The organism is Exiguobacterium sp. s160, from assembly GCF_018617575.1.
Lineage (GTDB): Bacteria > Bacillota > Bacilli > Exiguobacteriales > Exiguobacteriaceae > Exiguobacterium > Exiguobacterium aestuarii_A.
The window spans coordinates 42356-68725 of record NZ_JACSKK010000003.1; the positions used below are offsets into that span (position 1 = coordinate 42356).

At 49.9% G+C, this 26370-nt stretch carries 31 protein-coding genes; 23 read left to right on the forward strand and 8 right to left on the reverse strand.

What is annotated here, in order from left to right; translation table 11 throughout:
• The first annotated feature begins 15 nt into the window (after positions 1 to 15).
• The 3 genes from KNO86_RS08555 to KNO86_RS08565 all read left to right on the forward strand — a co-directional run bounded on the left by KNO86_RS08555 (position 16) and on the right by KNO86_RS08565 (position 2442).
• A complete protein-coding gene (locus KNO86_RS08555) occupies positions 16 to 1554 on the forward strand; it encodes a hypothetical protein (RefSeq protein ID WP_214695213.1) in 1539 nt (512 codons plus the stop codon).
• A 90-nt stretch (positions 1555 to 1644) separates the two neighbouring features.
• Positions 1645 to 2007: a hypothetical protein gene (locus KNO86_RS08560; protein ID WP_214695215.1), complete on the forward strand. Its 363-nt coding sequence runs from the start codon at positions 1645 to 1647 to the stop codon at positions 2005 to 2007.
• A 12-nt stretch (positions 2008 to 2019) separates the two neighbouring features.
• Positions 2020 to 2442, forward strand: coding sequence for a stage III sporulation protein AH (locus KNO86_RS08565; protein WP_251126974.1), 423 nt, complete (start codon positions 2020 to 2022; stop codon positions 2440 to 2442).
• Between the two features lie 30 nt (positions 2443 to 2472).
• On the opposite strand, the gene KNO86_RS08570 is transcribed toward KNO86_RS08565, so the two are convergent.
• The 6 genes from KNO86_RS08570 to KNO86_RS08595 all read right to left on the reverse strand — a co-directional run bounded on the left by KNO86_RS08570 (position 2473) and on the right by KNO86_RS08595 (position 5450).
• The gene (locus tag KNO86_RS08570; protein WP_214695216.1) at positions 2473 to 2751 is read right to left on the reverse strand and encodes a CPCC family cysteine-rich protein; all 279 of its coding nucleotides are present in this window, start codon (positions 2749 to 2751) and stop codon (positions 2473 to 2475) included.
• A 79-nt stretch (positions 2752 to 2830) separates the two neighbouring features.
• Positions 2831 to 3193 carry a DUF1304 domain-containing protein gene (locus tag KNO86_RS08575; protein ID WP_214695218.1) on the reverse strand — a complete coding sequence of 121 codons (363 nt, stop codon included), beginning with the start codon at positions 3191 to 3193 and terminating at the stop codon, positions 2831 to 2833.
• A gap of 1 nt (position 3194) precedes the next feature.
• A complete protein-coding gene (locus tag KNO86_RS08580; protein ID WP_026826548.1) occupies positions 3195 to 3479 on the reverse strand; it encodes a putative quinol monooxygenase in 285 nt (94 codons plus the stop codon).
• Positions 3480 to 3506: 27 nt separating this feature from the next.
• A complete protein-coding gene (locus KNO86_RS08585; RefSeq protein ID WP_214695219.1) occupies positions 3507 to 4145 on the reverse strand; it encodes a nitroreductase family protein in 639 nt (212 codons plus the stop codon).
• Between the two features lie 23 nt (positions 4146 to 4168).
• Complete coding sequence (locus tag KNO86_RS08590) at positions 4169 to 4579, reverse strand: MarR family winged helix-turn-helix transcriptional regulator (protein ID WP_214695221.1); 411 nt, start codon at positions 4577 to 4579, stop codon at positions 4169 to 4171.
• Between the two features lie 106 nt (positions 4580 to 4685).
• The gene (locus tag KNO86_RS08595) at positions 4686 to 5450 is read right to left on the reverse strand and encodes a hypothetical protein (RefSeq protein WP_214695222.1); all 765 of its coding nucleotides are present in this window, start codon (positions 5448 to 5450) and stop codon (positions 4686 to 4688) included.
• Between the two features lie 183 nt (positions 5451 to 5633).
• Between KNO86_RS08595 and KNO86_RS08600 the strand changes: the two genes are divergently transcribed.
• The 16 genes from KNO86_RS08600 (at position 5634) to mnhG (ending at position 19347) form a co-directional block, all read left to right on the forward strand.
• On the forward strand, positions 5634 to 6023 hold the full coding sequence (locus KNO86_RS08600) for a GntR family transcriptional regulator (protein WP_214695224.1): 390 nt from the start codon (positions 5634 to 5636) through the stop codon (positions 6021 to 6023).
• Positions 6010 to 6891 carry an ABC transporter ATP-binding protein gene (locus KNO86_RS08605; RefSeq protein ID WP_214695225.1) on the forward strand — a complete coding sequence of 294 codons (882 nt, stop codon included), beginning with the start codon at positions 6010 to 6012 and terminating at the stop codon, positions 6889 to 6891. The genes KNO86_RS08600 and KNO86_RS08605 overlap by 14 nt, the downstream gene beginning before the upstream one ends.
• Positions 6881 to 8005 carry an ABC transporter permease subunit gene (locus KNO86_RS08610; protein WP_214695227.1) on the forward strand — a complete coding sequence of 375 codons (1125 nt, stop codon included), beginning with the start codon at positions 6881 to 6883 and terminating at the stop codon, positions 8003 to 8005. Before KNO86_RS08605 ends, KNO86_RS08610 begins: the two co-directional genes overlap by 11 nt.
• Before the next feature lie 12 nt (positions 8006 to 8017).
• On the forward strand, positions 8018 to 8482 hold the full coding sequence (locus tag KNO86_RS08615) for a DUF4825 domain-containing protein (RefSeq protein WP_214695229.1): 465 nt from the start codon (positions 8018 to 8020) through the stop codon (positions 8480 to 8482).
• Between the two features lie 136 nt (positions 8483 to 8618).
• Positions 8619 to 10292: an AMP-binding protein gene (locus KNO86_RS08620; protein ID WP_214695230.1), complete on the forward strand. Its 1674-nt coding sequence runs from the start codon at positions 8619 to 8621 to the stop codon at positions 10290 to 10292.
• 79 nt (positions 10293 to 10371) lie between these two features.
• Positions 10372 to 10950, forward strand: coding sequence for a fatty acid metabolism transcriptional regulator FadR (locus KNO86_RS08625; protein ID WP_214695232.1), 579 nt, complete (start codon positions 10372 to 10374; stop codon positions 10948 to 10950).
• Positions 10951 to 11030: 80 nt separating this feature from the next.
• Positions 11031 to 11804 (forward strand): electron transfer flavoprotein subunit beta/FixA family protein, encoded by a 774-nt coding sequence (locus KNO86_RS08630; RefSeq protein ID WP_214695234.1) that lies wholly within the window; start codon positions 11031 to 11033, stop codon positions 11802 to 11804.
• Positions 11805 to 11818: 14 nt separating this feature from the next.
• Positions 11819 to 12784 (forward strand): electron transfer flavoprotein subunit alpha/FixB family protein, encoded by a 966-nt coding sequence (locus KNO86_RS08635; protein WP_214695236.1) that lies wholly within the window; start codon positions 11819 to 11821, stop codon positions 12782 to 12784.
• A gap of 107 nt (positions 12785 to 12891) precedes the next feature.
• Complete coding sequence (gene trxA, locus KNO86_RS08640; protein WP_015881090.1) at positions 12892 to 13206, forward strand: thioredoxin; 315 nt, start codon at positions 12892 to 12894, stop codon at positions 13204 to 13206.
• A 346-nt stretch (positions 13207 to 13552) separates the two neighbouring features.
• Positions 13553 to 15994 (forward strand): Na+/H+ antiporter subunit A, encoded by a 2442-nt coding sequence (locus tag KNO86_RS08645; protein WP_214695238.1) that lies wholly within the window; start codon positions 13553 to 13555, stop codon positions 15992 to 15994.
• Positions 15966 to 16403 carry a Na(+)/H(+) antiporter subunit B gene (locus tag KNO86_RS08650; protein WP_214695240.1) on the forward strand — a complete coding sequence of 146 codons (438 nt, stop codon included), beginning with the start codon at positions 15966 to 15968 and terminating at the stop codon, positions 16401 to 16403. Before KNO86_RS08645 ends, KNO86_RS08650 begins: the two co-directional genes overlap by 29 nt.
• Positions 16403 to 16744, forward strand: coding sequence for a Na(+)/H(+) antiporter subunit C (locus KNO86_RS08655; protein ID WP_015881093.1), 342 nt, complete (start codon positions 16403 to 16405; stop codon positions 16742 to 16744). Before KNO86_RS08650 ends, KNO86_RS08655 begins: the two co-directional genes overlap by 1 nt.
• Positions 16737 to 18221 (forward strand): Na+/H+ antiporter subunit D, encoded by a 1485-nt coding sequence (locus tag KNO86_RS08660; protein ID WP_214695242.1) that lies wholly within the window; start codon positions 16737 to 16739, stop codon positions 18219 to 18221. Before KNO86_RS08655 ends, KNO86_RS08660 begins: the two co-directional genes overlap by 8 nt.
• A 7-nt stretch (positions 18222 to 18228) precedes the next feature.
• Positions 18229 to 18714 (forward strand): Na+/H+ antiporter subunit E, encoded by a 486-nt coding sequence (locus tag KNO86_RS08665; RefSeq protein WP_214695244.1) that lies wholly within the window; start codon positions 18229 to 18231, stop codon positions 18712 to 18714.
• Complete coding sequence (locus tag KNO86_RS08670; protein ID WP_026826530.1) at positions 18714 to 19010, forward strand: Na(+)/H(+) antiporter subunit F1; 297 nt, start codon at positions 18714 to 18716, stop codon at positions 19008 to 19010. Before KNO86_RS08665 ends, KNO86_RS08670 begins: the two co-directional genes overlap by 1 nt.
• Positions 18988 to 19347, forward strand: coding sequence for a monovalent cation/H(+) antiporter subunit G (gene mnhG / locus KNO86_RS08675; RefSeq protein ID WP_015881097.1), 360 nt, complete (start codon positions 18988 to 18990; stop codon positions 19345 to 19347). Before KNO86_RS08670 ends, mnhG begins: the two co-directional genes overlap by 23 nt.
• A 42-nt stretch (positions 19348 to 19389) precedes the next feature.
• On the opposite strand, the gene KNO86_RS08680 is transcribed toward mnhG, so the two are convergent.
• Positions 19390 to 20703: a dihydrolipoyl dehydrogenase family protein gene (locus KNO86_RS08680; RefSeq protein WP_214695246.1), complete on the reverse strand. Its 1314-nt coding sequence runs from the start codon at positions 20701 to 20703 to the stop codon at positions 19390 to 19392.
• 70 nt (positions 20704 to 20773) lie between these two features.
• On the opposite strand from KNO86_RS08680, the gene uvrC reads away from it, so the two are divergent.
• The gene (gene uvrC, locus KNO86_RS08685) at positions 20774 to 22564 is read left to right on the forward strand and encodes an excinuclease ABC subunit UvrC (RefSeq protein WP_214695247.1); all 1791 of its coding nucleotides are present in this window, start codon (positions 20774 to 20776) and stop codon (positions 22562 to 22564) included.
• A complete protein-coding gene (locus tag KNO86_RS08690) occupies positions 22561 to 23337 on the forward strand; it encodes an aminoglycoside adenylyltransferase domain-containing protein (RefSeq protein ID WP_214695249.1) in 777 nt (258 codons plus the stop codon). Before uvrC ends, KNO86_RS08690 begins: the two co-directional genes overlap by 4 nt.
• Before the next feature lie 25 nt (positions 23338 to 23362).
• On the opposite strand, the gene KNO86_RS08695 is transcribed toward KNO86_RS08690, so the two are convergent.
• Entirely contained in the window at positions 23363 to 23755 is a 393-nt protein-coding gene (locus tag KNO86_RS08695) for a YslB family protein (protein ID WP_243834707.1), read from the reverse strand.
• Between the two features lie 222 nt (positions 23756 to 23977).
• Here KNO86_RS08695 and KNO86_RS08700 point away from each other — a divergent pair, with 222 nt between their 5' ends.
• Together KNO86_RS08700 and sdhA are read left to right on the forward strand one after the other, a co-directional pair.
• Positions 23978 to 24595: a succinate dehydrogenase cytochrome b558 subunit gene (locus tag KNO86_RS08700; protein WP_015881102.1), complete on the forward strand. Its 618-nt coding sequence runs from the start codon at positions 23978 to 23980 to the stop codon at positions 24593 to 24595.
• Positions 24596 to 24611: 16 nt separating this feature from the next.
• On the forward strand, positions 24612 to 26369 hold the full coding sequence (sdhA, locus tag KNO86_RS08705) for a succinate dehydrogenase flavoprotein subunit (protein ID WP_074032768.1): 1758 nt from the start codon (positions 24612 to 24614) through the stop codon (positions 26367 to 26369).
• The last annotated feature ends 1 nt before the right edge of the window (position 26370 follow it).

Consider the following 26370-nt stretch of genomic DNA (forward strand, 5'->3'; position numbering starts at 1 on the left):
GTTAGGGGTTAGTCAATGGAACTTGTACAGCAATTATCTCAAATGCAACTCATCAACCAATTCTGGTTGCTTATGGCCTTCATCATTCCAATGGTCATTTTATCTCGTATGGTCGTGGCAGGGACGCGTTTCTCGCCGATCCTCGTCATCGTCATCTTCGGTCTCGGTCTCGGATTCGGGATGGTCGAGCTCGGCATCGCGACACCGGGTCTTCCTGAATTCCCGCTCGTCGACTTCTTGTCACGGACGACAATCATCGCGTTAGTCGTTTCGTTCTTCGTCGGTGGACAGGAACTTCGTAAAATCTTAAGCAAACAAGAGCTCGACATGGAGGACATCGTCGTTCCTGCAAAAGAGGAGATGTTCCTCGGAACGGGACGTACGCAGTTCATCTTCATCCTCCGTTCGTTCTTCTTGCTCGTCGGTTTGGAAGGGTTCTTCCGTATGGCAATCGAGCCAGGTACGGCAGAAGGGATTGCGCTTTACTACCCAATCCTCGCACTTCTCGGTCTCGCTGTGTCGTTCTTACTCATCGACCATAAAGCACAGATTCAGGACAAGAAAGTATACATGCAAAAAGGTGTCATCGAGACAGTCCTCTTGCTTGTTATCTTGTTCGTCTCGTTCTTGATTGCGACAGCAGTTCAGCCGATTATCGCACTTCCGCAAATCTTCTTCGCGATGTTGATTTCGTCAGCACTCGGTGCCATCTTCCATAACTGGACGTATGGACCGACTGTCCGCGCACTTCTCTTCGCAGGGATCCCGGTCGTCTTGGCTGCTAACTTCATGGTTGGTGGTTCACGAATCGGTGACGCGTTCGCCATCGAAGGCATGAACTCGATTCTCGTGTACGGTTTCTTCGGTCAGTTGTTCTGGATGTTCGGTGGAATCGCACTCATCATGTGGTTCGCTCGTACGGGTCATATCCGTAACCTCGCGCCAGGTATGGCGGGGTCGCTTTCGCACAGTGGTCTCACAGGTGCGTGTACGGCTGGGGACTTCGGTCAAGTGGCGGCGAAACGTGCGCCAATCATGATCAACATCCCGTTCTTCGGACACATCTTCGTCTTCTCAATCCTCGCAGTCAGTGCCGACAACGGCGCGCTCTGGATTTGGCCGACGATGATTATTGTCTTGATTGGTCTCGCGCTCACGGCGCTCGCGTTGAAAAACTTACGTGCGGCGAACGGAGAAGACTTCAAAGAAGTCAAAGCGCTCATGCAATTCTCGTTTGGATGGCAGATGATGGCCGTATTCGGTGGTCTCGTCATCTTGACGTTCAGCACGATTGCATTTGATTACACGACGATGGCACAATCGTCAGCGATCTCGCACTTCGGCTTGTTCGCAGCGGTTCAAGGCGGAATGTTCGGGACGGAAGCGTCGCTTCTTATCCCGCTCATCTTCTCGATGCCGTTCCTCGTGCACCCGATCGTCTTCTACATGTTCGGGAAAGCACTCGACAACAATGGTGAAATGCCACGTGTGCCGGTATATGCGATGGCGCTCGTCGGTGTCGTCGGTGTATCTGCAGCGATTTTCGTCCTGTAATACGATTCCGCTCTGACTTCGGTCAGGGCGGTTTTTTATTTGATGATTTGGATATGGTAGACTTTGGATAGTGAAAGTGGGGGAGAGTGCATGAAAAAGTGGTTGTTCTTCGGTTTTATTGTGTTGATTGTAGCTTGGGCCTGGGTGACACCGATGTATACGACAAGTCCAGATATGGATGACTTCGTGAGCTGGTTCGAGGGAACATATTCGGTACAATGTGAAGATGAGAGCTGTGACGCATTTACGCTGATTGGGGATCAGACAAATACATATGTGAATGAAGAAGGGTATATGAAACAGTCCAGTGGCTTTTTCACTTTCGACATGGAGGTAAGGCGATTATATCGAAGTATCGAAGAACCGGAACGAGTCGGGACGATTGAAGTGAGATGGAATCAAGATTCGTTCGAGATTACGGAAGAGACGGGTATCTTTGTTTCTTCGCCTTAGGAGACTTGAAGCATGCTGATGATCACTCAGGATATAAAGGGGAAGCGCTATGAGGCGCTCATCGATACTTTGCTTGAGCACTGCACTCACTTTGCGTTCGTGGAAGACAGGCGCCGAATGGAGATTGAAGAAGAGCGCTTGGCGTATATGGATGTACTGACGGAAGAGGTTCGTTGGGATTTGATGGAACGAACCATCGTAAGTGAATGGGAGACGACAAGACTGCCTGGTGATGCGGCGTATTTATATTCGTTCCATATGAATTATCGGACAGCACAGTTCCTAAAAGAGCATGGTGGCTCATTGTTCAGATGGATCCATCCAGAACTTCCAGAAGACTTGATGTTTTATGCGGAGGATACGTGCGTGCTCGCGGTATGTTCTCATGAATCGTTCTTTGTCGTCGATGAAGCGATGTGGGGGAAGATTCAATGAGATGAATGATTAAGGTCACCTCTTATACTATTATGTCAGCTTGTTAGGATACGGTTTCCAGTCTGGGTCTTTTCTGTCGCGTTCATTTGGTTTTCTGACAGAGTCAGAAAAAAGTCGTTCACTCGCACCAAATCGTATGTAATTCTGTTGAGCCTGTCGAAGCGACACCGTATTCGCACCGCCTTCATAATCGGGATCGTCGAATTGACCCCCGTCGTCCTCCCAAAAACAGATTCGACAAATGTCGTATGTGCCTGGAGGTTCTTCTTCTAACGTCTGGTAGCCACAACATGGGCATGTGTATCTCAAAATCATCACCTCTTCTTTAGTATAGTAGATACAAGCAAAAAAGCGTCCGACCTTTTCAACAGGTCGAACGCTTTTTCTGTCATGACATCACCATCGAGATCAACGTCAAGATGGCGAGCCCACCTTGTGTCAGGATAATCTTCTTGTCACTCGTGATACTGCCATATAGGGCAACGAGAATAATATAGGTCAGAATCATAGTGACAATCTCGACCGAATTGGGGGAGACGTATAGCCCGTATAAGAGCCCGACCCCGATCAATCCGTTATACACTCCTTGATTTTTGAATAAAACCGATACCGAGTCTCTCGTCAGTTCGTCTTTCGACATGCGGAAGACACGTGACGTCGAGGAAGACGCTGTCGCAATCGTTTCTAAATAGAAGATATAGAAGAATTCGATGGCGACGAGTGTCCCGAGCACAAGGGTGAGCGTCGACATATTAGTTGACTGCTGCTACTTGTACGACCGGTTTCGCAGACACGTAGTTCGCGACGTTTTGTGCGAAGTTGATGAGGACCGGGTTTTGGTTATGCTGCTCGAGAGCGGCTTGGTCTTCCCAGTTCTCAATCATGACGAAACGGTTCTCGACAGACGTTGACTCGTATAGGTCATATCCGACGCAGCCCGCTTCTTGTTTTGATGAGTCGATCAAGACTTGGATGTCACGCAAGAAGTTTTCGCGTTGTGATGCTTGGATATCGAATGTGGCGTTGACTAAGATCATGGTTGATTCCTCCGATTGTGTGGTGAATTATTTGAACGATGTGACCGTTTGAGCGTCAAGACGAACTGATTCGTAACCTTCTTCTGCGGCTTTCCCGACAGACAAGATCATCACTGGCACATAACGGTCTTTGTCGAGACCGAACGCTTCAGCGAGTTGCTCTTTCTCGAAACCGCCGATTGGGTTCGTGTCATAGCCGTGTGCACGCGCTGTGAGCATGAATTGCATCGCTGCGAGACTTGCATCGATCTTCACGATGTCATTCATCTCTTGTTTCGAGAGGTTTTTGTAGTAAGGGATGATTGCGCCGAGTTGTTGGTCACGAACTTCTTGTGGCATTTTGCCTTCTGCGACCGCTTGATCGTAGATTTGTTCGCCGTACTCGTAGCACTCCATGTCTCCAAAGATGAGGAGCATCGCAGAAGATGAATCGTTTTGACGTGTGTTGAATTTGATGAGCGGCTTTAGCGTCTCTTTCGCTTCTGGGCTTTCGACGACGACGAAGCGCCATGGCTGCATGTTGACCGATGATGGGGCAGTTGTTGCTTCCTGAATCATCTCGAGCATCTCTTCTTGTGAGATTTTCACGTTCTCGTCATAGACACGGATTGATTTACGACCGAACATGACGTCTTTGAATGTATTGTTTTCGAATGTAGTTGCCATTGGTGAATTCCTTCTTTCTCTGTTTAGGCGTGACTGTTCAGTTTTTGAAGCAGCCCAGATAATTGGTGAATCTCTTCAGCGGACAAGGCTTGTAAGACGAGGTGGTTGGCTTGTTCGTCTCGTTCGCAGTGCCCGAGGTCTTGCTCTGCCTTCTCTGTCACACGGACGAACATCTCGCGATGGTTCTCCGCGTTCCGCTCTCTGACGACATATCCTTTTTCTTCGAGGATCTTTAAGTGTCGGGTGATGGCGGCATTATCGATTTTCATTTCTTCTTTTATCTCGCGTTGCGAACAAACGCCTCGTTCTTTGACGACTTGTAGCATCTCGTAGCGGGTCAGGCTGAAGCCCGTTTCCCGTTCGAACGACGATGCGACGTTTTGTTCTGCCAACTTGATTTGGTAAAGTAATCGGCTGATTTCACGTAGGTCCATTGCGTCCCACCTTTCTCAATTGACTTATCAATCGTTGACTTGTCAAACGATACAATGTTTCGGATTGTGTGTAAAGTCAAACGCTCAAAAAAAGACGACACCGAAATTACCGTGTCGTCTCGTCTTCGATCGGAGTGCCATCAAATTGATATTCTGTCATGAACGTCGTCTCGTCGAATCCGTACAGACGGTCGTAGGCGTTCAAATCCTCAATCGTCCGCACGTCGAGGAATGACGGGTCGATATCAGACGCTTCACGCGTGAACATCATATACCGTTCCGTATAGTCGTCATTGCCACCTGGCTTCCCGTCGAACGAGAAATGGATCCAGTAGACGTCAGACTCGATTTCGCGGATGACGTTGAGAATGCGCTGTTTTTGTTCGTCCGTGTTGTTCCAGTCTTCATGAAACATGATCGAGACGTCGAGATACGTTTCCGGATTCGTTTCATAGATAGACGTCGGGGTCGGGCTGACGTTCGCTTGTGTTTCATCGGACACACCGATCGGCACCTCCGCACGGACGGTCTCTTCTTCTTTTAGGATTCCTTCCGATACGAGCTGCTCGTGAATCGTTCGTTCCGCCTCACGTTCCCAATACGTCTCGAGCACATTGTCATGGATCGAGCCGTCACCATACGTCTCGAGAAAATAAGTGCCGGCGAATGGTTCTTTCGTCAATATCACTTCCCCGACATAACCGCCCATCTTCCAATCCCGTGACAGTTCGATGTCGGGTTGTTCCTGATACGTTTCTTTTACATAAGTACTATATGCATCTCGTGCCTCGGATTTCTCAAGTGTCGTATACGTAAAGAAGCTAGCAGCGAGAAGCCCGCCGACAATGCCTGCCACGATTCGTTTTTTCATCCATTCGTCACCTCTTTCCCAATGTACCTCATATATCGAGGAGAAACCTCGGTCCAAAGTCTTATTCAAATCATTTCCATTTCCCTGTAAACTGAAAGTGCCCTCAAGATACTATTGCAATTACGTGTACTAATACATATAATACACTTAAAGAGTGACATTGACTATGAGAGGGTGTGACCCATGTTATACAAAATCGATATGAAGAGTTCAGAACCGCTATACGAACAAATCGTCAATCAAACGAAAGAGCTCGTCATCCGCGGCATTTTACGTCCGGGAGACAAGGTGATGTCTGTGCGCGAACTCGCAACCGACCTCGTCGTCAATCCAAACACAGTCAGTAAAGCGTATCAGGAGTTGGAGCGACTCGGACTCCTCGAGATGCGACGCGGGCGCGGGACGTTCGTCTCCGAAGACTGGGTAGACGATGATGCATCAAGAGAACCGGTCATCGCATCGATCAAGAAGATTGCGATTGATTGCCATTATGCGAATGTGCCGTTAGAAGAAGCCATCGACGTATTGCGGACCGAATATGAGAAAGTAGGGGAAGCCAATGCTGAAAGTTGAGCAACTGAGTAAACAAATCGACCGTCAGACGATTTTGGACGGAATTGACTTTACCGTCGAATCAGGAGAAATCGTTGCGCTCGTCGGGCGTAACGGTGCCGGCAAGACGACACTTCTCCGGACAATGGTCGGAATCATCCGCCCCGACCAGGGAGACGTGTTATATGGAACGAAAAGTATCTTTAAAGACGCAGGATTGAAGCGGGACGTCATCTTCGTACCGGATTCGGCAGATGCGCTCAAACATTATACGGTAAACGAAGCGACGGACTTATACGAATCAATCTATCCATCGTTCAATCGTTCCGCTTTCCGTGAGACGTTGACGCGTTACAACATTGAGAACAAAAAGATTCGTCAACTGTCAAAAGGACAGAAGGCGCTCGTCACGTTATCACTCGCTTTCGCCGTCCAAGCGAAATACTACCTGCTTGATGAACCGACGGACGGTCTAGACGTCGTCGCCAAGTCAGACGTGTTGAAACTCATGATCGCCCAGGTTGAGAAGCGGAACTGCTCGATCATCGTCTCGAGCCACCAATTACACGAACTCGAACGAATCGCCGACCGCATCATCATGATCGAGAAAGGGCGCGTCAAAGCGATCATGTCGCTCGAAGAGGCGCGTGCCCTCAGCATCAAGTGGCAAGTCGTCTTCAACGATCATGTCCCCGTCGAGTTGCTCGAACGAAAAGATATCGAAATCATTAGTGTGACAGGACGTGTCGTGCTATTCATGGCAAAAGAACGGACGGACGAGCTCGAGGCGTTCATCGATTCATACAATCCGATGCTCATCGAAGAGATCCCGATGTCTCTCGAAGACGTGTTCCGTATCCAGTTAGGAGGAGAAGCTCATGCCGTCTAAAGTGTTGTTGAAAAAAGATTGGAAACAAGTGTCGCTGCTTTGGATCTTGCTCGTCTTCTTAGGTATCGTCGCCTTCACAGTGCCGGTATGGACGGATATGTATGCGTACGAACAACAGATTCTTGAAATTAAACAAAACCCGAGCGACTTCCCAGATATCGTGACAGGTGATGTGAACGAGATGGTGCCGGAAGACTTCTTCGGGGATGGATCTGGATACGGATACCTCGGAGGTCTGAACGGACTCATTCCGTCAGGCGGTGTCATTTTCTTGTTTGTCATCTTCGGTGCCCTCATGGCGTCCGTGTTGATCGGAAGTGAACGCAACAGCCAAATGTCCGATTTCACGATGTCGTTACCGTACACGCGTACCCAGCTATACATATCGAAATGGGTGCTCGGTGCGACAGGAATTGTAACATCGACCTTGATTGGTGGGGCGTTGATGTTCCTCATCATCCGCTTCTCCGATTACTCCTTCTTGATGGAAGGGAAAGAGTTCAAGGTGATTGCGATGATTCTATTCTTGATGCTGTCCGGAATTTCGTTCTTCTCGCTCTCATTATGGATGGGATCGTTTGGCGGAGAGTCCATCTCACAAGTCATCTGGACGTTTGTCGCGCTCATCTTTCCGATGGGGATTTTACTCCTCGTCCAAGGTTCACTCTATGCCTTTTTCCCAGATCGACTCTTCTTGTTCGTTGAAGAAGCGTTTGAAAGTATCCCGATGCGAATTTTGTCACCGCTAAACAATATTTTCAATGTCGATATGTATTCAGTGTATACGGATCAGTCGGTGTGGAATGACTTTATCACGTACGCCCCGATTCTTGCGATCGCGAACATCGTGCTCACATTCGGTCTCGGGTTGTGGATGTTCAAGGAAGCACCACAAGAGAACAACGGACGCTTCTTCATGTTCTCGAGCTGGTTGTGGCTCATCCATATCGTCATCGTCATTTGCTTCGCGATGTTAGGTGGCGTATTGTTCTCGGTCATCTCGTACCCGCAAAACATGATCTTGTATGTGATTGGCTTCGTGATTGCGGCCTTCCTGGCGCACTTACTCGCCAAACGCTTGCTCTACCGCTTCAACTTAAAACTCAAATCGTAAGGAGGGACACCTATGAAACGCTTCTGTCTGTTGCTCGTTCTCGCCATCACATTGGCAGGTTGCACGAATCCGGAACCAAACGCCTTTGAATATAGAGGTTCGAAAGTCGGGGATAATGCGGCCGTCGTCGGGATTGCCGGGAGCTTACCGCTACACGAATGTTATCGCTCGGTCGAATTGCAGACGAAGAAGCGTCCTTATGGGTTGACCGTCCGTTATGAAGATCCAGAAATGGAGCGAGCGGAGCAAGAGCGCCTCGCGATTCGGAATGCGGCTACTTACTTCACGCTCATTCCGAATGCGGAGATCGTACGCTTCGCTTTCCCGAACCGGACGTATGCCTTCTCCCGGCCAGAGATGGAAGCGTGGTTCGGAACGGATTTCTCGAACATTCGTCACGAGAATGAGTTGCATCAACTGATGAATCAGAAGTTGGAACAGCTGGATTCAAAAGATTCCTATTTTAGGCGGGTATGACAGCGATTGGATGACAAATCCAATCGCTTTTTTTGATATTTTCTGAAAATTATCGGGTAAAGGGTAGATGAAAGCGTTTTCTTAGCATTATAATAGAGTTAACTGAATGAGTATTCATTTCCAAGGAGGAACAGCGATGAACAAACCGTGGTTACAAGATTATCCAGAAGGTATGCCCCAGTCGATTGATTACGAGGTAAAGCCGCTCTATGAGGCATTGTCTCGCGCAGCAAAGGATTATCCGAATCGTACGGCCGTCTCCTTTATCGGGAAAGAGTGGACATTCGCGGAGATCGATGATGCCGCACGTCGACTCGCCACGATGCTCCAAGCGAAAGGACTTGAAAAAGGGGACCGCGTCAGCCTCATGCTCCCGAACTGTCCTCAATATGTCATCTCGTTCTATGCCGTTCTCTATGCAGGAGGGACGGTCGTCCAGACGAACCCGCTCTATACGGAACGGGAGCTTGATAACCTCATCACGGATGCGGGCGTCAAAATTGTCATCACCCTCGACTTGCTCTATCCGAAAACGCTTCGTGTCAGTGAGAAGACGGAGATTCAGACCGTGATCACGACGAGTATCGCCGATTACTTACCGTTCCCGAAAAACAAGCTGTATCCGATTAAAGTGAAACGTGAAAATAATATCGTGATCGATACGACCGGCTCGACGCCGTTTAAAGACTACAAAGACTTTAATCCGGTCACGCCGCTCGACATCGATCCAAAAGAAGACGTCGCGGTTCTTCAATACACAGGAGGGACGACGGGACTTCCGAAAGGCGTCATGTTGACGCACTTCAACTTGACGGCGAATGCGGACCAAATCACGAACTTATTCTATAAATACAATCGCGGGGATGAGAAGCGCGTCTTGTGTGTCGTTCCGTTCTTCCACGTTTACGGGATGTCGTGCTGTCTGAACTTCGGTGTCACGAACGGGTATGAGCTTGTCCTCGTGCCGCGCTTCGAAGTGACGGATGTCCTGAAGACGATTCAAAAGAAAAAGCCGCACTTCTTCCCGGGTGCTCCGACGATGTACGTCGGGATCTTGAACGACCCGAAACTGAAAAAATATGACTTGTCTTCGATTGAGGCGTGTATCTCAGGTTCGGCACCGCTTCCGATTGAGGTACAAGAGGAGTTCGAGAAGATCACTGGTGGTCGCATCGTCGAAGGATATGGATTGTCTGAGACATCTCCGGTCACGCATGCGAACTTCTTATGGGATAAACGGATTGTCGGCTCAATCGGTGCGCCGCTGTCGGATACTTCTGCTAAAATAGTAAAAGCAGACGGAGAGACGGAAGCCGACATCGGGGAGATCGGTGAAATCATGTTGAGTGGTCCACAAGTCATGAAAGGCTATTGGCAAAAGCCGGAGGAGACGGCAGCCGTCTTGAAAGATGGATGGCTCGCGACGGGTGACCTCGGTTATATGGGTGAGGACGGATTCTTCTATATTGTCGACCGGAAGAAAGACATGATCATCGCAGGTGGGTTCAACGTCTATCCGCGTGAAATCGAAGAAGTGCTCTACGAACATCCGGCCGTCAAGGAAGCGGTCTGTATCGGTGTCCCTGACCCGTATCGTGGTGAGACGGTCAAAGCGTTCATCGTCCTTCGTGACGGGTCGAGTGTGACCGAAGAAGAGCTCGATAAACATTGTCGTGAGAAGCTCGCGGCCTATAAAGTGCCGAAGCTGTACGAGTTCCGTGACGAGTTGCCGAAGACGTTCGTCGGTAAGATTTTACGCCGTGTCCTCGTCGACGAAGAGAAGGCGAAACAAGTGAAACAAAGCAGTTGACACCAAGCGTACGCATGATAGAATAATAAATGAATGAACCATCATTCATTTTTCTGCAGCGGTAAGGAGCTTGGGGTTAATGACAAATCATATTTCGAAAAGTGACCGAATCATTGATGCGGCGGTCAAAGTAATTGCCAATCATGGCTATCACGGTGCAAAGGTGACAGCCATCGCCAAAGAGGCGGGTGTCGCGGACGGCACGATCTATTTGTACTTCAAAAACAAGGAGCATCTCTTGATCGAGTTGTTCCAAGCGAAGATGGGGCTGTTCATCGATTACTCGAAACAACAAATCGGGAACGAGACGACAGCCGGAGATCAGTTGTATCAGTTGATCGAATCACATTTAAAACAACTGTCGGCCGATTACGACCTTGCCGTCGTGACACAAATCGAACTGCGACAGTCGAACTTGGTGCTTCGCCAAAAAATCGGAGAAGTGCTCAAACCGTATTTGAATTTGATCGATTCGGTCGTCAAACACGGAATCGAGACAGGAGAGTTCGACAAGGATCTAGATTATCGACTCGCCCGTCAGATGATTTTCGGCACAATCGATGAAGTTGTGACGAGCTGGATGGCGAGCGGCTTCAAGTATGACTTGATGTCGACGCTTCCGAATGTGCACCATATGTTAAAGAAGGGGCTTACTTAACAGTGAGCCCTATCACTAGCTCAAAAAATGAATGCTGATTCATGAATGATGGGAAAGAATTGACTAAAGGGGGATCAACCATGAATATTTTTGTTTTGCTGAAACGTACGTTTGATACTGAGGAAGCGATTCAGCTCGAGAATGGGGAAATTCAAGAAGACGGCGCTGAGTTCATCATCAACCCGTATGACGAATATGCGGTCGAAGAAGCGATTCAAAAACGTGACGCACTCGGGGGAGAGGTCACGGTCGTCACGGTAGGACCGGAAGACGCGGACAAAGAGCTTCGTACGGCACTCGCCATGGGAGCGGACAAAGCTGTTCGGATCTCGATCGAGGACGATGTCGAAGATGCGGACCACGTCACGATTTCAAAAGTGCTCGCCACATACTTGAAAGAACAAGACGCAGACCTCATCTTTGCAGGGAACGTTGCAATCGATGGCGGTAGCGGACAAGTCGCACCACGTGTCGCAGAACTTCTCGACATGAACTACGTGACGACGATCACGGCTCTTGAAATCGACGGCACGATGGCTACGGTCACACGTGACGTCGAAGGGGATACAGAAGTCATCGAAGTCGCACTCCCACTTCTCGTGACGGCGCAACAAGGGTTGAACGAACCACGTTACCCGAGCTTGCCTGGGATCATGAAAGCGAAGAAGAAACCACTCGAAGAACTCGAACTCATGGACATCGACCTCGATGAAGATGAAATCGAAGCGAAAATCGAGACGATTGAACGATTCTTACCAGAGGAGAAGAAAGCCGGCCGTATCCTTGAAGGCGACATGTCGACACAAGTGAGCGAGCTCGTACAACTTCTTCGCACGGAAGCGAAAGTCATTTAAGGGGGAGATCATAGATGAAAGCTTTAGTACTCGCAGAAGCGCGTGAAGGCGCGTTACGTAACGTATCATTCGAAGCCATCGCTGCGGCGAAGCAATTGACAGACGATGTGACGGCAGTCGTGATTGGGGATCACGTGCAATCACTCGCGCAAGAACTTGGGGAGTATGGCGCAAGCCGTGTCCTCGTCGTTGAAGACGATCGCCTCAAACACTATACGCCAGACGGCTACGGGCAAGTGCTCCGTCAGTTGATTGAACAAGAAAGTCCAGACATGATCGTCCTCGGTCACACGGCTCTCGGGAAAGACATCGCACCGAAACTCGCGGCACGTCTCGATGCCGGACTCATCAGTGACGTCGTCTCTATCGAGGGAACAGGTCGTGACGCTGAGTTCGTTCGCCCAATCTACTCAGGGAAGGCGTTCGAGAAAGTGAAGTTCAAAGACTCGGTCATGTTCTTCACAATTCGTCCGAACAACATCGACGCACTTGCGCGTCAAGCAGGTGCAAGCGTCTCAGTTGAAACGCCAGCAGTCGAATTGAAAGACCTCGCGATGATCGTCAAAGAAGTCGTTCGTAAGGCGACTGGGAAAGTCGACTTGGCGGAAGCGAAAGTCATCGTCGCAGGCGGACGTGGCGTGAAGAGCGAGGACGGCTTCAAACCACTTGAAGAGTTGGCTGAACTTCTCGGAGGAGCGGTCGGTGCTTCACGTGGAGCATGTGACGCCGACTACTGCGACTACGCGCTTCAAATCGGACAGACCGGTAAAGTCGTCACACCAGACCTTTACATCGCATGCGGAATCTCTGGAGCGATCCAACACTTGGCAGGGATGAGTAATGCGAAGGTCATCGTCGCGATCAACAAGGATCCGGAAGCGAACATCTTCAGTGTGGCGGACTATGGTATCGTCGGTGATTTGTTCGATGTCGTCCCAATGTTGACAGAAGAGTTCCGCAAGCACCTCGTCAATAGCTAATAAGCAAAACGTTTTGGGGTTGTTACCCTCCGTGGTATACTCTGAACATGAATTGCATGAGAGTTCTACATCAGGACTCTCTCATCTTATTGGGGAGGTTTTTACAAATGGCTATTAAACACGCAACGACTCAATCGTTTGAACAAGATGTAAAAGAGGGCGTAGTCCTCGTTGATTTCTGGGCAACTTGGTGTGGACCATGTCGCATGATCGCGCCAGTTCTCGAAGAACTCGATCAAGAAATGGGTGACCAAGTTCAAATCGTGAAACTCGACGTTGACGAAAACCCTGAAGTCGCAGGTGCTTTCCAAATCCAAAGTATCCCGACACTCATGATGTTCAAAGATGGCGAGCCTGTTTCGAAAACAATGGGCTTCCAACCAAAAGAAGCATTGAAAGAGTTTATCGCAACAGCACAATAATTGCGTAGCAGCCGATTGAAATCGGCTGCTTTTTTGTTTTGTCGAACGGAAAAGAAGGAAAAGGACAGGCAAGTAGGGAATAGGTTGAGTTATTCCACACACCCTCATTTACGGAAAAATCCGATACATATCGTCTGATTTCAAATTTTTTTTGAAGAAATTCCGTCGGCTTCCTTCATATTTAAAAGATTCGGAATTTTAGTGAGGGCGTGCGCGGACTGGAAGCTTTTATCATGGAAACAGACTGAAAATTTACGCTATACTCATGAGGAAGACATGATGGAGTCAAGTGACCTTACTTTACGGCTCAATCTATTGTACGACTCTGTTCGAAGGAGGAATTTTCTTGTCGGTGTTACATTTAGCTATTTTGTTGCCGCTTCTCGCGGCACCGTTCATCCCGTTCTTGTTTCGGGGGATGAAGCAAATTCATACAGGCTGGTTCGTCTTGATCGTTCCGGTCGTGCTCGTCACCTACTTCGCCGGATTTATTCCGATCACGAGTGCAGGGGACGTCGTGACAGAGACGATTGCGTGGATGCCGTCCCTCGGGATTAACTTCACGGCATACGTTGACGGACTCAGTCTACTGTTCGCCCTCCTCATCACGGGGATTGGCGCACTCGTTGTCTTATATTCAATTTATTATTTGAATAAGGACAAAGAGTCACTCGGGCATTTCTATGTGTATCTCTTGATGTTCATGAGTGCGATGCTCGGGGTCGTTCTCTCGGACAACATGATTGTCATGTATATGTTCTGGGAGCTCACATCGATTTCATCATTCCTGTTGATTGGTTACTGGTATGAGAAAGAGCGTTCACGCTACGGCGCACAGAAGTCGATGCTTCTCACCGTATTCGGTGGATTGTCGATGCTCGGGGGGATCGTCTTACTCGAGTCGATGATTGGTTCGTACAGCATCCGTGATATGGTCGCGAACTCTGGCGTCATCGCCGAGAGTCCGTTCTTCCTTGTCGCGATGATTCTCATCTTGCTCGGGGCGTTCACGAAATCGGCGCAGTTCCCGTTCCACATCTGGTTGCCTGACGCGATGGAAGCACCGACTCCGGTCAGTGCGTACCTCCACTCGGCGACGATGGTCAAGGCGGGTCTCTATCTTGTGGCCCGTATGAGCCCGGTGTTCCAAGAGTCATCAGTCTGGTTATGGACGATTGCCGGGGTTGGGATGTTTACGATGTTCTGGGGCTCGTTCAACGCCGTGAAGCAGACCGACTTGAAGGGAATCTTGGCATTCTCGACAGTCAGTCAGCTCGGGTTGATCATGTCACTCCTCGGTCTAGGTGCGGCTGCGCTCCACTATGACGGTATGGATGACAACATCTTTATGGTCACGACGATTGCAGCAATCTTCCATTTGATCAACCACGCGACATTCAAAGGTTCGCTCTTCATGATGGCTGGGATTGTCGACCACGAGACGGGCACACGTGACATTCGTAAGCTTGGCGGTCTGATGACTGTCATGCCGATCACGTTCACGATTGCCGTCATCGGTTCGTTATCGATGGCAGGTCTTCCGCCGTTTAATGGTTTCTTAAGTAAAGAGATGTTCTTGAAGGCGACGACGAAAGTCTTCTCGGCCGACTTCTTCGCACTCGATACGATTGGAATCTTACTTCCGGTCATCGCGTTCATCGGAAGTGTGTTCACGTTCATCTACAGCATCATGCTGTTTACCCGGACGTTCATGGGCAAATCGAAGTTCGATCAATTGCCGAAGAAACCGCATGAGGCGCCGATTGGCATGTTGATCTCGCCAGCCATCCTCGCGCTTCTCGTTGTCGGTCTCGGGTTCTTCCCGAACGTCCTGTCGAACTCGCTCATCAAACCAGCCGTCGAGTCGATTTATCCGACACTCGTTGCGCAAGGACAAGAAGTCGATGTTCACATCTATTTCTGGCATGGTTTGACACCAGAGTTGTTCATGACGATCGGGGTCGTTCTTCTCGGTTCGTTGCTATTCTGGCAAATGGGCAAATGGATGGGGATCTACAACCGCATCCCACACCGTTTGACGCTCAACGGGATGTACGATGGTACGCTCGTCTGGTCGAACAAAGCGGCGTATCGCTTTAAAGACAATTACATGACTGGCTTCATCCGGTCGTATTTGATCTATATTTTCGTCTTCCTCTCAGGCATGATGCTCTTTAGCATTTGGTGGTTCGACATGTACCGATTCTCGTTCGAGAACTTGGCAGAGATCGCACCGTATGAATACGTGCTCGGAGCTGTCGTCATGCTTGCAGCACTCGCGATTCTATTTATGCGTTCGCGTCTACCGTCCATCATCTTACTCGGGGTTGTCGGTTACGGCGTGGCACTGTTCTTCGTCTTCTTCGGTGCACCTGACTTGGCACTCACGCAGCTTGTCATCGAGACGGTCTCGGTTGCCTTGTTCTTGCTCGTGTTCTATCACATGCCGGACATCAGCAAGAAGGAAGTACGGATGCGTTTCAAAGTCGGGAATGCCATCGTGGCCATTCTCGTCGGGACGACCGTGACGCTTCTCAGCTTCATGGCGCTCACGAACAAATCGCTCACTTCGATCTCGGAGTATTACAAAGAGAACGTGTATGAGCTTGCAGCAGGTAAAAACATGGTTAACGTCGTCCTCGTCGACTTCCGTGGATTTGATACTTTGTTTGAAATCGTCGTTCTCGGAATTGCGGCTTTCGGGATCTACACGATGATTAAATTTAGAACAACACGACGTACGAAAGGAGAAGGTGCACATGAAGCAAAACAGCAAACGCGTCAATGACGTCATATTGCAGACGGCCGCGATTATCATTTTCTTCATCATCATCATCTTCTCGATCGATTTGTTCTTTGCCGGGCACTATTCACCAGGTGGAGGGTTCATCGGTGGATTGATGACATCCGCCGCGCTCGTCTTGTTGCTACTCGCATTTGATTCGAAGACACTTGCGAACGTGCTCCCAATCGACTACCGTCTCATGACTGCGACGGGATTATTGATCGCACTTTTAACAGGTCTTCACTCGGTATTCTTGGGTCGTCCGTTCTTGACGCATGCTTATGGGAAGTTTGACTTACCACTTCTCGGTGAACAGACGCTCCATACGGCGATTGCGTTTGACTTAGGGGTCTATCTCGTAGTCATCGGAATCACCCTAACGATTATACAAACGATTGGAGAGAGTGAATAATGGAAATCTTCGTTAGCATCATCATCGGTGTCCTGACGATGTGTGCCGTCTATCTTGTTCTCTCAAGAAGTTTGTTACGCATCATCATCGGCACAGCCTTGTTCAGTCACGCGGCACACCTTCTCGTCTTGACGACGGCAGGTTTGAAGACAGGGGCGGCCCCTGTCCTCGTCGACGGTGTGACTGAATTCACAGACCCGTTACCGCAAGCGCTCGTCTTGACGGCAATCGTCATCAGTTTCGGGGTGACGGCGTTCTTCCTCGTACTTGCCTACCGCACGTATCAGGAGCTCAGCACGGACAATATGGAAGAAATGAAAGGAACAGAATCGTATGATTAACTTACCGGTCTTTCCAATCGTCATTCCTGCGCTTGCGGCCATCATCATGATGTTCATGCCAAAACGGGTCCAGCTGCAGCGTTGGATGGCTCTTGGAGCTTTAGTCATTACGGCGATCGTGTCACTCTTACTTGTGCACACGGTCTCCACGGAGGGGATTCAAACCCTCAACCTCGGGAACTGGCAAGCGCCGTTCGGGATCACACTCGTATCGGATATGTTGTCAGCTCTACTCGTGACGACGTCGACTCTCCTCACGCTCTTCATCGTGTGGTTCGCCGTCCATTACTTCTCAGACTCATATGAAGGCAACTACTTGTACATCTCGATGCTCTTCTTGCTCGTCGGGGTGAACGGTGCCTTCACGACAGGTGATATTTTCAACTTGTTCGTTTTCTTCGAGGTCTTCTTGATGTCCTCATACGTGTTGATTGTTCTAGGTGGACGTGGCGTCCAATTACGAGAGTCCATCAAGTATTTGCTCGTGAACATCATCGCCTCGGCTCTCTTCGTCATGTCGGTCGCCTTGCTTTACGGCGTCACAGGTACCCTCAACTTGGCGGACTTGGCGATGAAAATTCCGCTCGTCGATAACCCGGATGTCATTACCGTCATCGGTGTGATGTTCGTCATCGTCTTCGGGATGAAAGGGGCGCTCGTCCCACTTCATTACTGGCTCCCTGGAGCGTATGTGGTCGCACCGACTCCGATTCTCGCGATGTTCGGGGCACTCTTGACGAAAGTCGGGGTCTACTCGATTTTGCGGACGTACACGCTACTCTTTGACGGGAACGGTGAATTTTTACAGACGTTCCTCATGGTGCTAGCTGTCCTCACGATCTTCATCGGGATGACGGGAGCGATCGCCTATAACGACGTGAAGTTGATCATCATCTACAACATCATGATCGCGGTCGGGGTCATTTTGTACGGGATCTCCGTCAACACGCAGACGTCTCTTGAAGGGTCGCTCTACTACTTGATTCACGATATGATCATCAAGGCAGTTCTCTTCATGCTCGTCGGGATGATGATTGGGATCACCAAATCCGGTCAATTGCGCGATATGGGTGGACTCATCACACGCTTCCCACTGTTCGGATGGACGTTCTTCGTCGCAGCGCTCTCGCTCGCAGGGATTCCGCCGCTCAGTGGATTCTTCGGGAAGTTATTGATCGTCTCAGGTGGGATGGACGAAGGAGAGCTGTTCGGACCACTCCTTGTTCTCTTGTCGAGTCTGTTCGTCCTCTATTCGGTCATGAAGATCTTCCTGAACGGATTCTGGGGAGAAGCGAAGCGCGAGTATGACGGACCGCTCGTCCCATATACGAAACGTCTGATTGTACCGGTCTTCTTGTTGCTCATCATTGCGGTCGCATACGGATTCGGGGCAGAAGCCATCCATCCGTATATCACGCAGGCGATCGAGCCGCTCGTCAATCCAGAAATCTATATCGATGCCGTGATAAAGGAGTGAAATACAGATGGCTTATCAACTATTGATTAACTTTTTCTTGGCGTTCATCTGGATGTTCCTCACGGGATCGTTCACATCGAGCGGATTCTTCGTCGGGTATTTACTCGGATTGCTCATCTTGTTCATGATGCGCCGATTCTTTAAATCTGGTGGCGGCAGTTTTTACTTCACACGCGTTTGGCGTCTGTTCAAATTGCTCCTCATCTTCATCCGGGAACTGTTCCTCGCGAACTTCGAGGTGTTACGTCTCGTCCTCAGTCCAAAGCTGAAGATTCAACCGGGGATCTTCCGGTATGACACGTCCCTCGACAAAGGATGGCAAGTCAGCTTGCTCTCGATGCTGATCACGCTCACACCAGGGACGCTCGTCGTTCAGGTGTCAAAAGACAATTCCGTGCTTTATATCCACGCGCTCAACATGCCGGATAAAGAAGCATTGCGAAAAGACATTTATGATAACTTTGAATCAAGCATTAAGGAGGCGACAGAGTGATGGATTTACTAGACATTCTCATCTACATCTCGCTCGCCATTCTCTTGCTTGCGATGTTGATGATGTTGTATCGCGTCGTCAAAGGACCGACAACGGCAGACCGAGTCATCGCGCTCGACTCAATCGGGATCGCGCTCATCTCGGTCGTCGCGTTATTGTCGATCCTGCTCGATACGACTCTATATTTTGAAGTCATCTTGCTACTCAGTATTTTGGCCTTCATCGGAACGGTGGCGTTCTCGAAATTCTTAGAGAGGGGAGAGATTATCCAACATGACCGCGACAATGATCTTTGATCTCATTACCGGCATCTTCACGATCATCGGTGTCTTCTTCACGGTCGTCGCCGCGATCGGTCTCATCCGTCTCCCAGATATTTATTCGAGAACACACGCTGCCTCAAAGAGCGCGACACTCGGTGTCATGTTCGTCCTCTTTGCGGCCGTGCTTCACGTATATGTCGATGAACGGGTATTTGACGCAAGACTCTTGCTCGGTCTCTTCTTTGTCCTCTTGACGGCTCCTGTTGGGGGGCACCTCATCTCACGTGCGGCGCACGCGAAGGGAGTCCCGCTTTGGGAGAAGTCGTTACAAGACGCATTGAAAGAAGACAAGGATAAAGGAATCGAATAAGAGAAAGACGGGATTCGCCGTGTGGCGAGTCCCGTCTTTTGTTTAGATGAGATAGGTCAGGTCAGAGGCGGCCGTCGGATAGGCGACTTCTAAGTGCTTCACGTGTTGATGCGACAGTTTGTTCTGTATAATGAAAGAGAACAGATTGATGAGTTCCGGGGCATGGTGTCCAATCAGATGTGCGCCGATGATATGACCTTCCGCACTCAACAGTACTTTCGAATAGGCGGTCGTGTCATTGATGCGTGAATAGGTGAGGAAATGGGACATGTCCGTTTCTTTCACGTCGAAGTCGATGCCCTCGGCTTCCGCTTCCTCCATGGTGAGCCCCACTTTGGCAATCGGTGGCGTCGCATAGACGATGGTCGGTGCCGGGCGCTCCGGGAGTGGCCGTGTATTCCCGTGAAGCATGTTCAATGCAGCGAGACGACCTTCCTGACCGGCGAACGGAGTGAGTGCGGGATTTGGACTGTTAGCGACGTCTCCGGCGGCGTATATATTCGGATTGCTCGTCTGGAGATGCTCGTTCACCTGAACACCATGATGATCGGCATTGACGCCTGCTGCTTCGAGATGAAGTCGCTCGATGCTTGGAATTCGCCCGGTGGCGTTAAGGACAACTCCTTCAAGGGTAGAGTCATCTGATAACGTTAAGACGTTCCCGTCGATTCGTGTCGGTTCGACGTCGTGTCGGACAGTGATCCCGATTCGTTTTGATTCTTCGAGGAGCCGATGGACGACGTTCGGGTCGAATGCCTTCAGCGCACGTGAACGAATGAGAAGGGTCACGTCGCTTCCGAAGCGTCGGAAGATATGGGCGAATTCAAAAGCGATATAACCGGCACCGACAATATGAATCGATTTCGGTAACGTGTCGAGGTCGAACACATCATCGCTCGTGATGGCCAGTTCGCCACCTGGGATGTCGAGAGGACGTGGTGTTTGGCCCGTCGCGATTAAAAATTGAGGGGCGGAGAGCTCGTGACCATCGATGACGATCGAGTCTTCATCGATAAAGTGAGGCTCCCCTTGATATAAATCAATGTTCATCTCGTTCCAATGTTGCGTTTTTGACGTAGGAATCGAGAAGCGATATTCATCAATCCGCTTTTTAAAGGACGACCAATCGAGGGATAGGCCTCCTTCGACGCCGAGCTCGCGCATACGTTCCGTGCGGGCGAGAAGTTCGGCACCTTCGGCGAGCATTTTTTTCGGGTCACATCCACGCTGGGGACACGTTCCTCCGAACGTCCAGTTTTCAATGATAGCAATCTCTTTACCGGCGTCACGTAAAATCGTGGCGGCTTGGCTCGCGGCTGATCCGCTACCGACAATAATGACATCGTATCGTTTCATAATATAAAATCCTCCTCTGACGAGATATCACACTCTTTTTCCCGTCCAGGAGGAAGCTAAACTGAGGTGAATGGAATTGAGTCATACCGACCACATTAAACATAAATTGGCGCTACTCCCGGACGAACCGGGTTGCTATTTGCATAAAAATGAATATGGTGAGGTCATCTATGTAGGGAAGGCGAAAAATCTTAAGAATCGGGTCCGCTCTTACTTCACGGGTGCACACGACATCAAGACGATGCGCCTCGTCGCAGAGATCCGTGACTTTGAGTACATCGTGACGGCGAGCGAACTCGAGGCGTTGCTCCTTGAAATGACGCTCATCAAAAAGCACGACCCGAAGTACAACATTCGCCTGAAAGACGACAAGACGTATCCGTACATCAAAATCACGAACGAACCATATCCGCGGTTGTTGACGACACGTAAGCTGAAGAAAGACGGTGGACATTACTTCGGACCGTATCCGAACGCTTACGCAGCGAACGAGACGAAACGTCTGCTCGATAAACTCTACCCGCTCCGTAAATGTCAGCCGATGCCGAAGAAACTTTGTCTCTATTATCACATCGGGCAATGTCTGGGACCTTGTGAGCTCGCGGTCGACACGGATTCGCAAAAAGAGATCGTCAACGAGATTCGTCGTTTCCTGAACGGTGAGACAAGCGAGACGCTCGCCAAGCTGAATGTGGAGATGGGACGTGCCGCTGAAGACATGCAGTTCGAGCGGGCGGCTGAACTACGCGACCAGATTCGAGCGGTCGAATCGATTATGAACAAACAGAACATGATTACGGCCGACCCGACGGCGCGAGACGTCTTCGGTTATACGCTTGACCGAGGCTGGATGTGTGTCCAAGTGTTCTACATGCGAGGCGGTAAGATGATCGAGCGAGATGTCTCGCTCTTCCCGATTCATGGAGAGCCTTCCGAAGAACTCGAAAGTTTCATCGTCCAGTTCTATGAACAAAACGTCGTGCCAAAAGAGATCCTCGTACCGGAAACGGTCCGTCTCGATTTATTAAATGACGCCATCGGCACGAAAGTGATGCAGCCGAAACGAGGAGCGAAAAAGCAACTGCTCGATTTAGCGACGAAGAACGCAACGATCGCCTTGAATGAGAAGTTCGAATTGCTCGCCCGAGACGAAGAGCGGACGTTGCTCGCGATGCGTGAACTTGGGGAAGCAATCGGCATCCCGAACTTGTCGCGTGTCGACATCATCGATAACGCGAACATTCAAGGGGCGGACGCCGTATCGGCGCTCGTCGTCTTTGAAGACGGGAAGCCACTCAAGAAAGAGTATCGGAAATATAAGATTCGGACCGTCCAAGGACCCGATGATTATGAGACGATGCGCGAAGTCGTGCGGCGACGGTTCCGCCGTCTGTTGACGGAAGACAAGCGTCTACCGGATCTCCTATTGATTGATGGAGGAATCGGGCAATTGAATGCCGCGCTCGACGTCATCCAAAATGAGTTTGGGCTCGACTTGCCGGTCGGCTCACTCAAAAAGGATGACCGACATCGGACGAGCCAACTGTTGTTCGGTGAACATGGTGCGGTCGTGGAACTTCATCCACGATCGAGTGCCTTTTATCTATTACAGCGGATGCAAGACGAGGTCCACCGTTTCGCCATCACTTTCCACCGCAGCTTGCGCACGAAGAAGATGACGAAGTCGATTCTAGACGAGATTCCGGGAGTCGGTCCGAAGCGTCGTCAACAGCTCATCCGTCATTTCGGGTCGATGAAACAGATTCGTCTGGCCTCGCTTGAACAATTGAAAGAAGCGGGACTACCGGAAAAACTGGCGGAGACCGTCCTTCAATATGTGCACGAGGATACGGATGAATGAGACAGCTTCCGACAGACGTGGAGAATACAATCGCTTCATTCGTGAGAGCGATTGATGAATTTCTGCCAACCGTTCAGCATATATACATTCATGGTTCATTAGCGATGGGTGGCTTTCATCCGAAACATAGTGATGTAGATTTGTTGCTCGTCGTATCGAACGCATTGACTCGGGAGGAACGACAAAAACTCATCGACTGTTGTCTCTTATACTCCAACGAACCATATCCGCTCGAACTGAGCATCATGACGACAGCGCAGCTAAAAGACTGGTGTCACCCGAGTCCCTTCGAGTTTCACTATAGTGAAGGGTGGCGTTCTCGTTTTGAAGAAGCCAGTAAGGAAGAGAGGACCGAATTGCAACAAGGATTCACCGATCCTGACTTGGCGGCTCATATAATGATGATTTTACAACGAGGTATCACTTGGCGCGGAAAGCCACTTCATCAATTGCTCTGCGGATTCGATTCCGCTCATTTTTCTGATGCGATTCGGGAAGATGCGTTCGACTGTCTCGATACGATGGATGAAAATCCAATTTATTGCGTGTTGAACTTGTTACGCGGACTGGCCTATGAACAAGAACGTGTCCTTCTCTCGAAACAAGAAGCGCTCGGTTGGGTGATAGAGAACGGACATTTTCCGGGAAATGTTTTAGCGGTCGTTCGTAAGGCGACTCAGGGCTATGAAGGGGAAGACGTGACGTTTAATCAACACGAACTCAGTGAAGTACGTCGGTATATGAACGAGCAACTTCAGCAGAATCAAAAATAAGAGTCGATGCGAAACGCATCGACTCTTATTCGTAATCGTCTTTCCGGTCTAGTTGGACGGTGATTTGGACAGTTTTTCGGGCGGGATCGGCATATCCTTCCGCGACGCACTGGAAACGACCTGCAATCTGTTCGGCTAAAAATCCAGCTTCGAGCTGATAGTAACCGGTCGCCTTGGCTTGGGTCGTGGGCGGTGGGATCAGTTCGTATGTAAATTTACTCCCACGTTCCTTTTTGAGCGTCAACGCTCCCCAACCTGCCTCGTCGAAGAATGCAGTCAGTTCATCGTCAGACATCGTCGGGAATTTGCGGGCGACCCGTTTTCCTGACCAATAGATGACTTGGGCGTAATCTTCACCAAGCAAGTCCGTCAACACATAGTCGCGAAGAAGTTCAATCGCGAAAATTGGTTGGCTCATCGTTTCCATTCTATCCCATCACTCCAATCTCTCTATATCATTATAACGACCAATCGGAATTTGGTCATCCTGTATTTTTGAAAAGAATGTGGCACAAATCGGCTAGGTTATCTTGTCATACAATTTTCACAAGAGTAGAATAGGAGTCAGAAAGCTATATCTGCATTTGAAAACGCTTTTATTGACAAAACGAGCCAATGCTCGTGAAAAGGGGGAACTAGAATGGCAGCGCATCGTGACTACTTCAGTCGTAAAGTCCATTCGCTACTTGGGGTCATTCCAATCGGTTTGTTTTTGATCGTTCACTTATCGGTCAACTACTACATCGTCGATGGGGTGGAGTCATTCAACAAAGCAGCAAAATTCATGGAGAACTTACCGTATTTGTACTTCCTTGAAGTGACGATTATCGCATTGCCGATGATCTTCCACGGAGTGTACGGCGTGTACTATGCGTTTCTTGGATCGATTAACTCGAACCGTTATTCATACGCACGCAACTGGTTGTATCTCTTCCAACGCTTCACAGGGGTCTTCCTCGTGATCTTTATCGCATGGCACGTTTGGGAAACGCGCTTAGCGAAATTACGCGGGGTAGAAGTCAATGCGGAGATGATGCAAAACATCGTCGACAACCCGCTCATGTTGATCTTCTACATAGTCGGAATCCTTTCGGCTACGTTCCACTTCGCGAACGGTCTTTGGTCGTTCTCGATCACGTGGGGAATCACACAGTCACCTCGTTCGCAACGTCTCATGAGCTACGTATCAGGTGTCGTGTTCTTGGCACTATCTTTTGTCGGCATCCGTTCGATTTTGACGTTTGCAGGCATCTTGTAATTAGGGGGAATTTTACATGGCAAATCAAAGTTTGATCGTCATCGGTGGCGGTCTAGCTGGACTCATGGCGACTATCAAGTCGGCAGAGATGGGTGTTCCGGTAAAACTATTCTCGCTTGTACCGGTCAAGCGTTCACATTCAGTTTGTGCCCAAGGTGGCATCAACGGGGCCGTCAACACGAAAGGGGAAGGCGATTCTCCTTGGCAACACTTTGACGACACGGTCTACGGGGGCGACTTCCTCGCCAACCAACCACCTGTTCAAAAAATGGCAGAGAATGCACCAAAAATCATCCACATGTTCGACCGGATGGGTGTCATGTTCAACCGTACGCCAGAAGGTCTCTTAGACTTTCGTCGTTTCGGTGGGACGCTTCACCACCGTACGGCATACGCTGGAGCGACAACAGGTCAACAACTTCTCTATGCACTCGATGAGCAGGTTCGTCGTTATGAAGCACAAGGTCTTGTCGAGAAATATGAGGGATGGGAATTCCTTCGTGCCGTCATCGATGAAGAAGGGATCTGCCGCGGTGCGGTCTGTCAGGATTTGCGCTCGATGGAAATTAAAGCGTTCCCATCGGACGCGGTGATCTTGGCGACAGGTGGCCCAGGGGTCATCTTCGGTAAGTCGACAAACTCGGTCATCAACACAGGACAAGCAGCGGCAGCGGTTTACCGCCAAGGTGCTGTCTACGCGAACGGGGAGTTCATCCAAATTCACCCGACTGCGATTCCTGGGGACGACAAACTTCGTCTCATGAGTGAATCGGCTCGTGGGGAAGGTGGACGTGTCTGGACATACAAAGACGGGAAGCCATGGTACTTCCTCGAAGAGAAATATCCAGCATACGGAAACCTCGTACCGCGTGACATCGCGACACGTGAGATCTTTGATGTATGTGTTAACCAAAAACTCGGCGTCAACGGCGAGAACATGGTGTACCTCGACTTGTCGCACAAAGACTCGAAAGAACTCGACATCAAACTTGGTGGGATCCTCGAAATCTACGAGAAATTCGTAGGGGACGACCCGCGTAAAGTACCGATGAAGATCTTCCCGGCAGTCCACTATTCGATGGGCGGACTGTGGGTCGACTACGATCAAATGACAAACATCCCTGGACTCTTCGCAGCCGGTGAATGTGACTACTCGATGCACGGTGCGAACCGTCTCGGTGCGAACTCACTCCTCTCAGCCGTTCACGGCGGAATGGAAGCAGGTCCTGCAGCGGTCAACTATATGCGTGGTCTCGACCAAGCGACAGAAAGCGTCTCTGACGCACTCTTCAACTTCAACGAGCGTGAAGAAATCGAACGCTTCAACGACATCCTTGCGATGGACGGGACAGAGAACGCGTATCAAATCCACCGTGAACTCGGTGAACTCATGACGGACAACGTCACAGTCGTTCGTTATAACGACAAGCTCGAAGCGACGGACAAGAAAATCCAAGAATTGCGTGAACGTTTCCATAACATCTCGGCTACGGATACGGCACGCTGGAGCAACCAAGGGGCATCGTTCATTCGACAACTCGACCACATGCTCGACCTCGCACGCGTCATCACACTCGGCGCACTCAAGCGGGACGAGAGCCGTGGTGCCCATTACAAACCGGAATTCCCGGAACGTAATGACGAGCAGTTCATGAAGACGACGATGGCACGTTACAAAGATGGGGAAGTCGATATCTCGTATGAAGACATCGATGTTTCGTTAATCCCGCCACGTAAACGGGATTACTCGAAGAAAGGGGCGAAGACGAAATGAC

Excerpts from the sequence above, each read along its gene's own strand:
- KNO86_RS08555 (WP_214695213.1), top strand. The coding sequence starts at position 16 with ATGGAACTTGTACAGCAATTATCTCAAATGCAACTCATCAACCAATTC.
- KNO86_RS08560 (WP_214695215.1), top strand. The coding sequence starts at position 1,645 with ATGAAAAAGTGGTTGTTCTTCGGTTTTATTGTGTTGATTGTAGCTTGG.
- KNO86_RS08565 (WP_251126974.1), top strand. The coding sequence starts at position 2,020 with ATGCTGATGATCACTCAGGATATAAAGGGGAAGCGCTATGAGGCGCTC.
- KNO86_RS08575 (WP_214695218.1), bottom strand. The coding sequence starts at position 3,193 with ATGTCGACGCTCACCCTTGTGCTCGGGACACTCGTCGCCATCGAATTC.
- KNO86_RS08580 (WP_026826548.1), bottom strand. The coding sequence starts at position 3,479 with ATGATCTTAGTCAACGCCACATTCGATATCCAAGCATCACAACGCGAA.
- KNO86_RS08585 (WP_214695219.1), bottom strand. The coding sequence starts at position 4,145 with ATGGCAACTACATTCGAAAACAATACATTCAAAGACGTCATGTTCGGT.
- KNO86_RS08590 (WP_214695221.1), bottom strand. The coding sequence starts at position 4,579 with ATGGACCTACGTGAAATCAGCCGATTACTTTACCAAATCAAGTTGGCA.
- KNO86_RS08595 (WP_214695222.1), bottom strand. The coding sequence starts at position 5,450 with ATGAAAAAACGAATCGTGGCAGGCATTGTCGGCGGGCTTCTCGCTGCT.
- KNO86_RS08600 (WP_214695224.1), top strand. The coding sequence starts at position 5,634 with ATGTTATACAAAATCGATATGAAGAGTTCAGAACCGCTATACGAACAA.
- KNO86_RS08605 (WP_214695225.1), top strand. The coding sequence starts at position 6,010 with ATGCTGAAAGTTGAGCAACTGAGTAAACAAATCGACCGTCAGACGATT.
- KNO86_RS08610 (WP_214695227.1), top strand. The coding sequence starts at position 6,881 with ATGCCGTCTAAAGTGTTGTTGAAAAAAGATTGGAAACAAGTGTCGCTG.
- KNO86_RS08615 (WP_214695229.1), top strand. The coding sequence starts at position 8,018 with ATGAAACGCTTCTGTCTGTTGCTCGTTCTCGCCATCACATTGGCAGGT.
- KNO86_RS08620 (WP_214695230.1), top strand. The coding sequence starts at position 8,619 with ATGAACAAACCGTGGTTACAAGATTATCCAGAAGGTATGCCCCAGTCG.
- KNO86_RS08625 (WP_214695232.1), top strand. The coding sequence starts at position 10,372 with ATGACAAATCATATTTCGAAAAGTGACCGAATCATTGATGCGGCGGTC.
- KNO86_RS08630 (WP_214695234.1), top strand. The coding sequence starts at position 11,031 with ATGAATATTTTTGTTTTGCTGAAACGTACGTTTGATACTGAGGAAGCG.
- KNO86_RS08635 (WP_214695236.1), top strand. The coding sequence starts at position 11,819 with ATGAAAGCTTTAGTACTCGCAGAAGCGCGTGAAGGCGCGTTACGTAAC.
- trxA (WP_015881090.1), top strand. The coding sequence starts at position 12,892 with ATGGCTATTAAACACGCAACGACTCAATCGTTTGAACAAGATGTAAAA.
- KNO86_RS08650 (WP_214695240.1), top strand. The coding sequence starts at position 15,966 with ATGAAGCAAAACAGCAAACGCGTCAATGACGTCATATTGCAGACGGCC.
- KNO86_RS08655 (WP_015881093.1), top strand. The coding sequence starts at position 16,403 with ATGGAAATCTTCGTTAGCATCATCATCGGTGTCCTGACGATGTGTGCC.
- KNO86_RS08660 (WP_214695242.1), top strand. The coding sequence starts at position 16,737 with ATGATTAACTTACCGGTCTTTCCAATCGTCATTCCTGCGCTTGCGGCC.
- KNO86_RS08665 (WP_214695244.1), top strand. The coding sequence starts at position 18,229 with ATGGCTTATCAACTATTGATTAACTTTTTCTTGGCGTTCATCTGGATG.
- KNO86_RS08670 (WP_026826530.1), top strand. The coding sequence starts at position 18,714 with ATGGATTTACTAGACATTCTCATCTACATCTCGCTCGCCATTCTCTTG.
- mnhG (WP_015881097.1), top strand. The coding sequence starts at position 18,988 with ATGACCGCGACAATGATCTTTGATCTCATTACCGGCATCTTCACGATC.
- KNO86_RS08680 (WP_214695246.1), bottom strand. The coding sequence starts at position 20,703 with ATGAAACGATACGATGTCATTATTGTCGGTAGCGGATCAGCCGCGAGC.
- uvrC (WP_214695247.1), top strand. The coding sequence starts at position 20,774 with ATGGAATTGAGTCATACCGACCACATTAAACATAAATTGGCGCTACTC.
- KNO86_RS08690 (WP_214695249.1), top strand. The coding sequence starts at position 22,561 with ATGAGACAGCTTCCGACAGACGTGGAGAATACAATCGCTTCATTCGTG.
- KNO86_RS08695 (WP_243834707.1), bottom strand. The coding sequence starts at position 23,755 with ATGAGCCAACCAATTTTCGCGATTGAACTTCTTCGCGACTATGTGTTG.
- KNO86_RS08700 (WP_015881102.1), top strand. The coding sequence starts at position 23,978 with ATGGCAGCGCATCGTGACTACTTCAGTCGTAAAGTCCATTCGCTACTT.
- sdhA (WP_074032768.1), top strand. The coding sequence starts at position 24,612 with ATGGCAAATCAAAGTTTGATCGTCATCGGTGGCGGTCTAGCTGGACTC.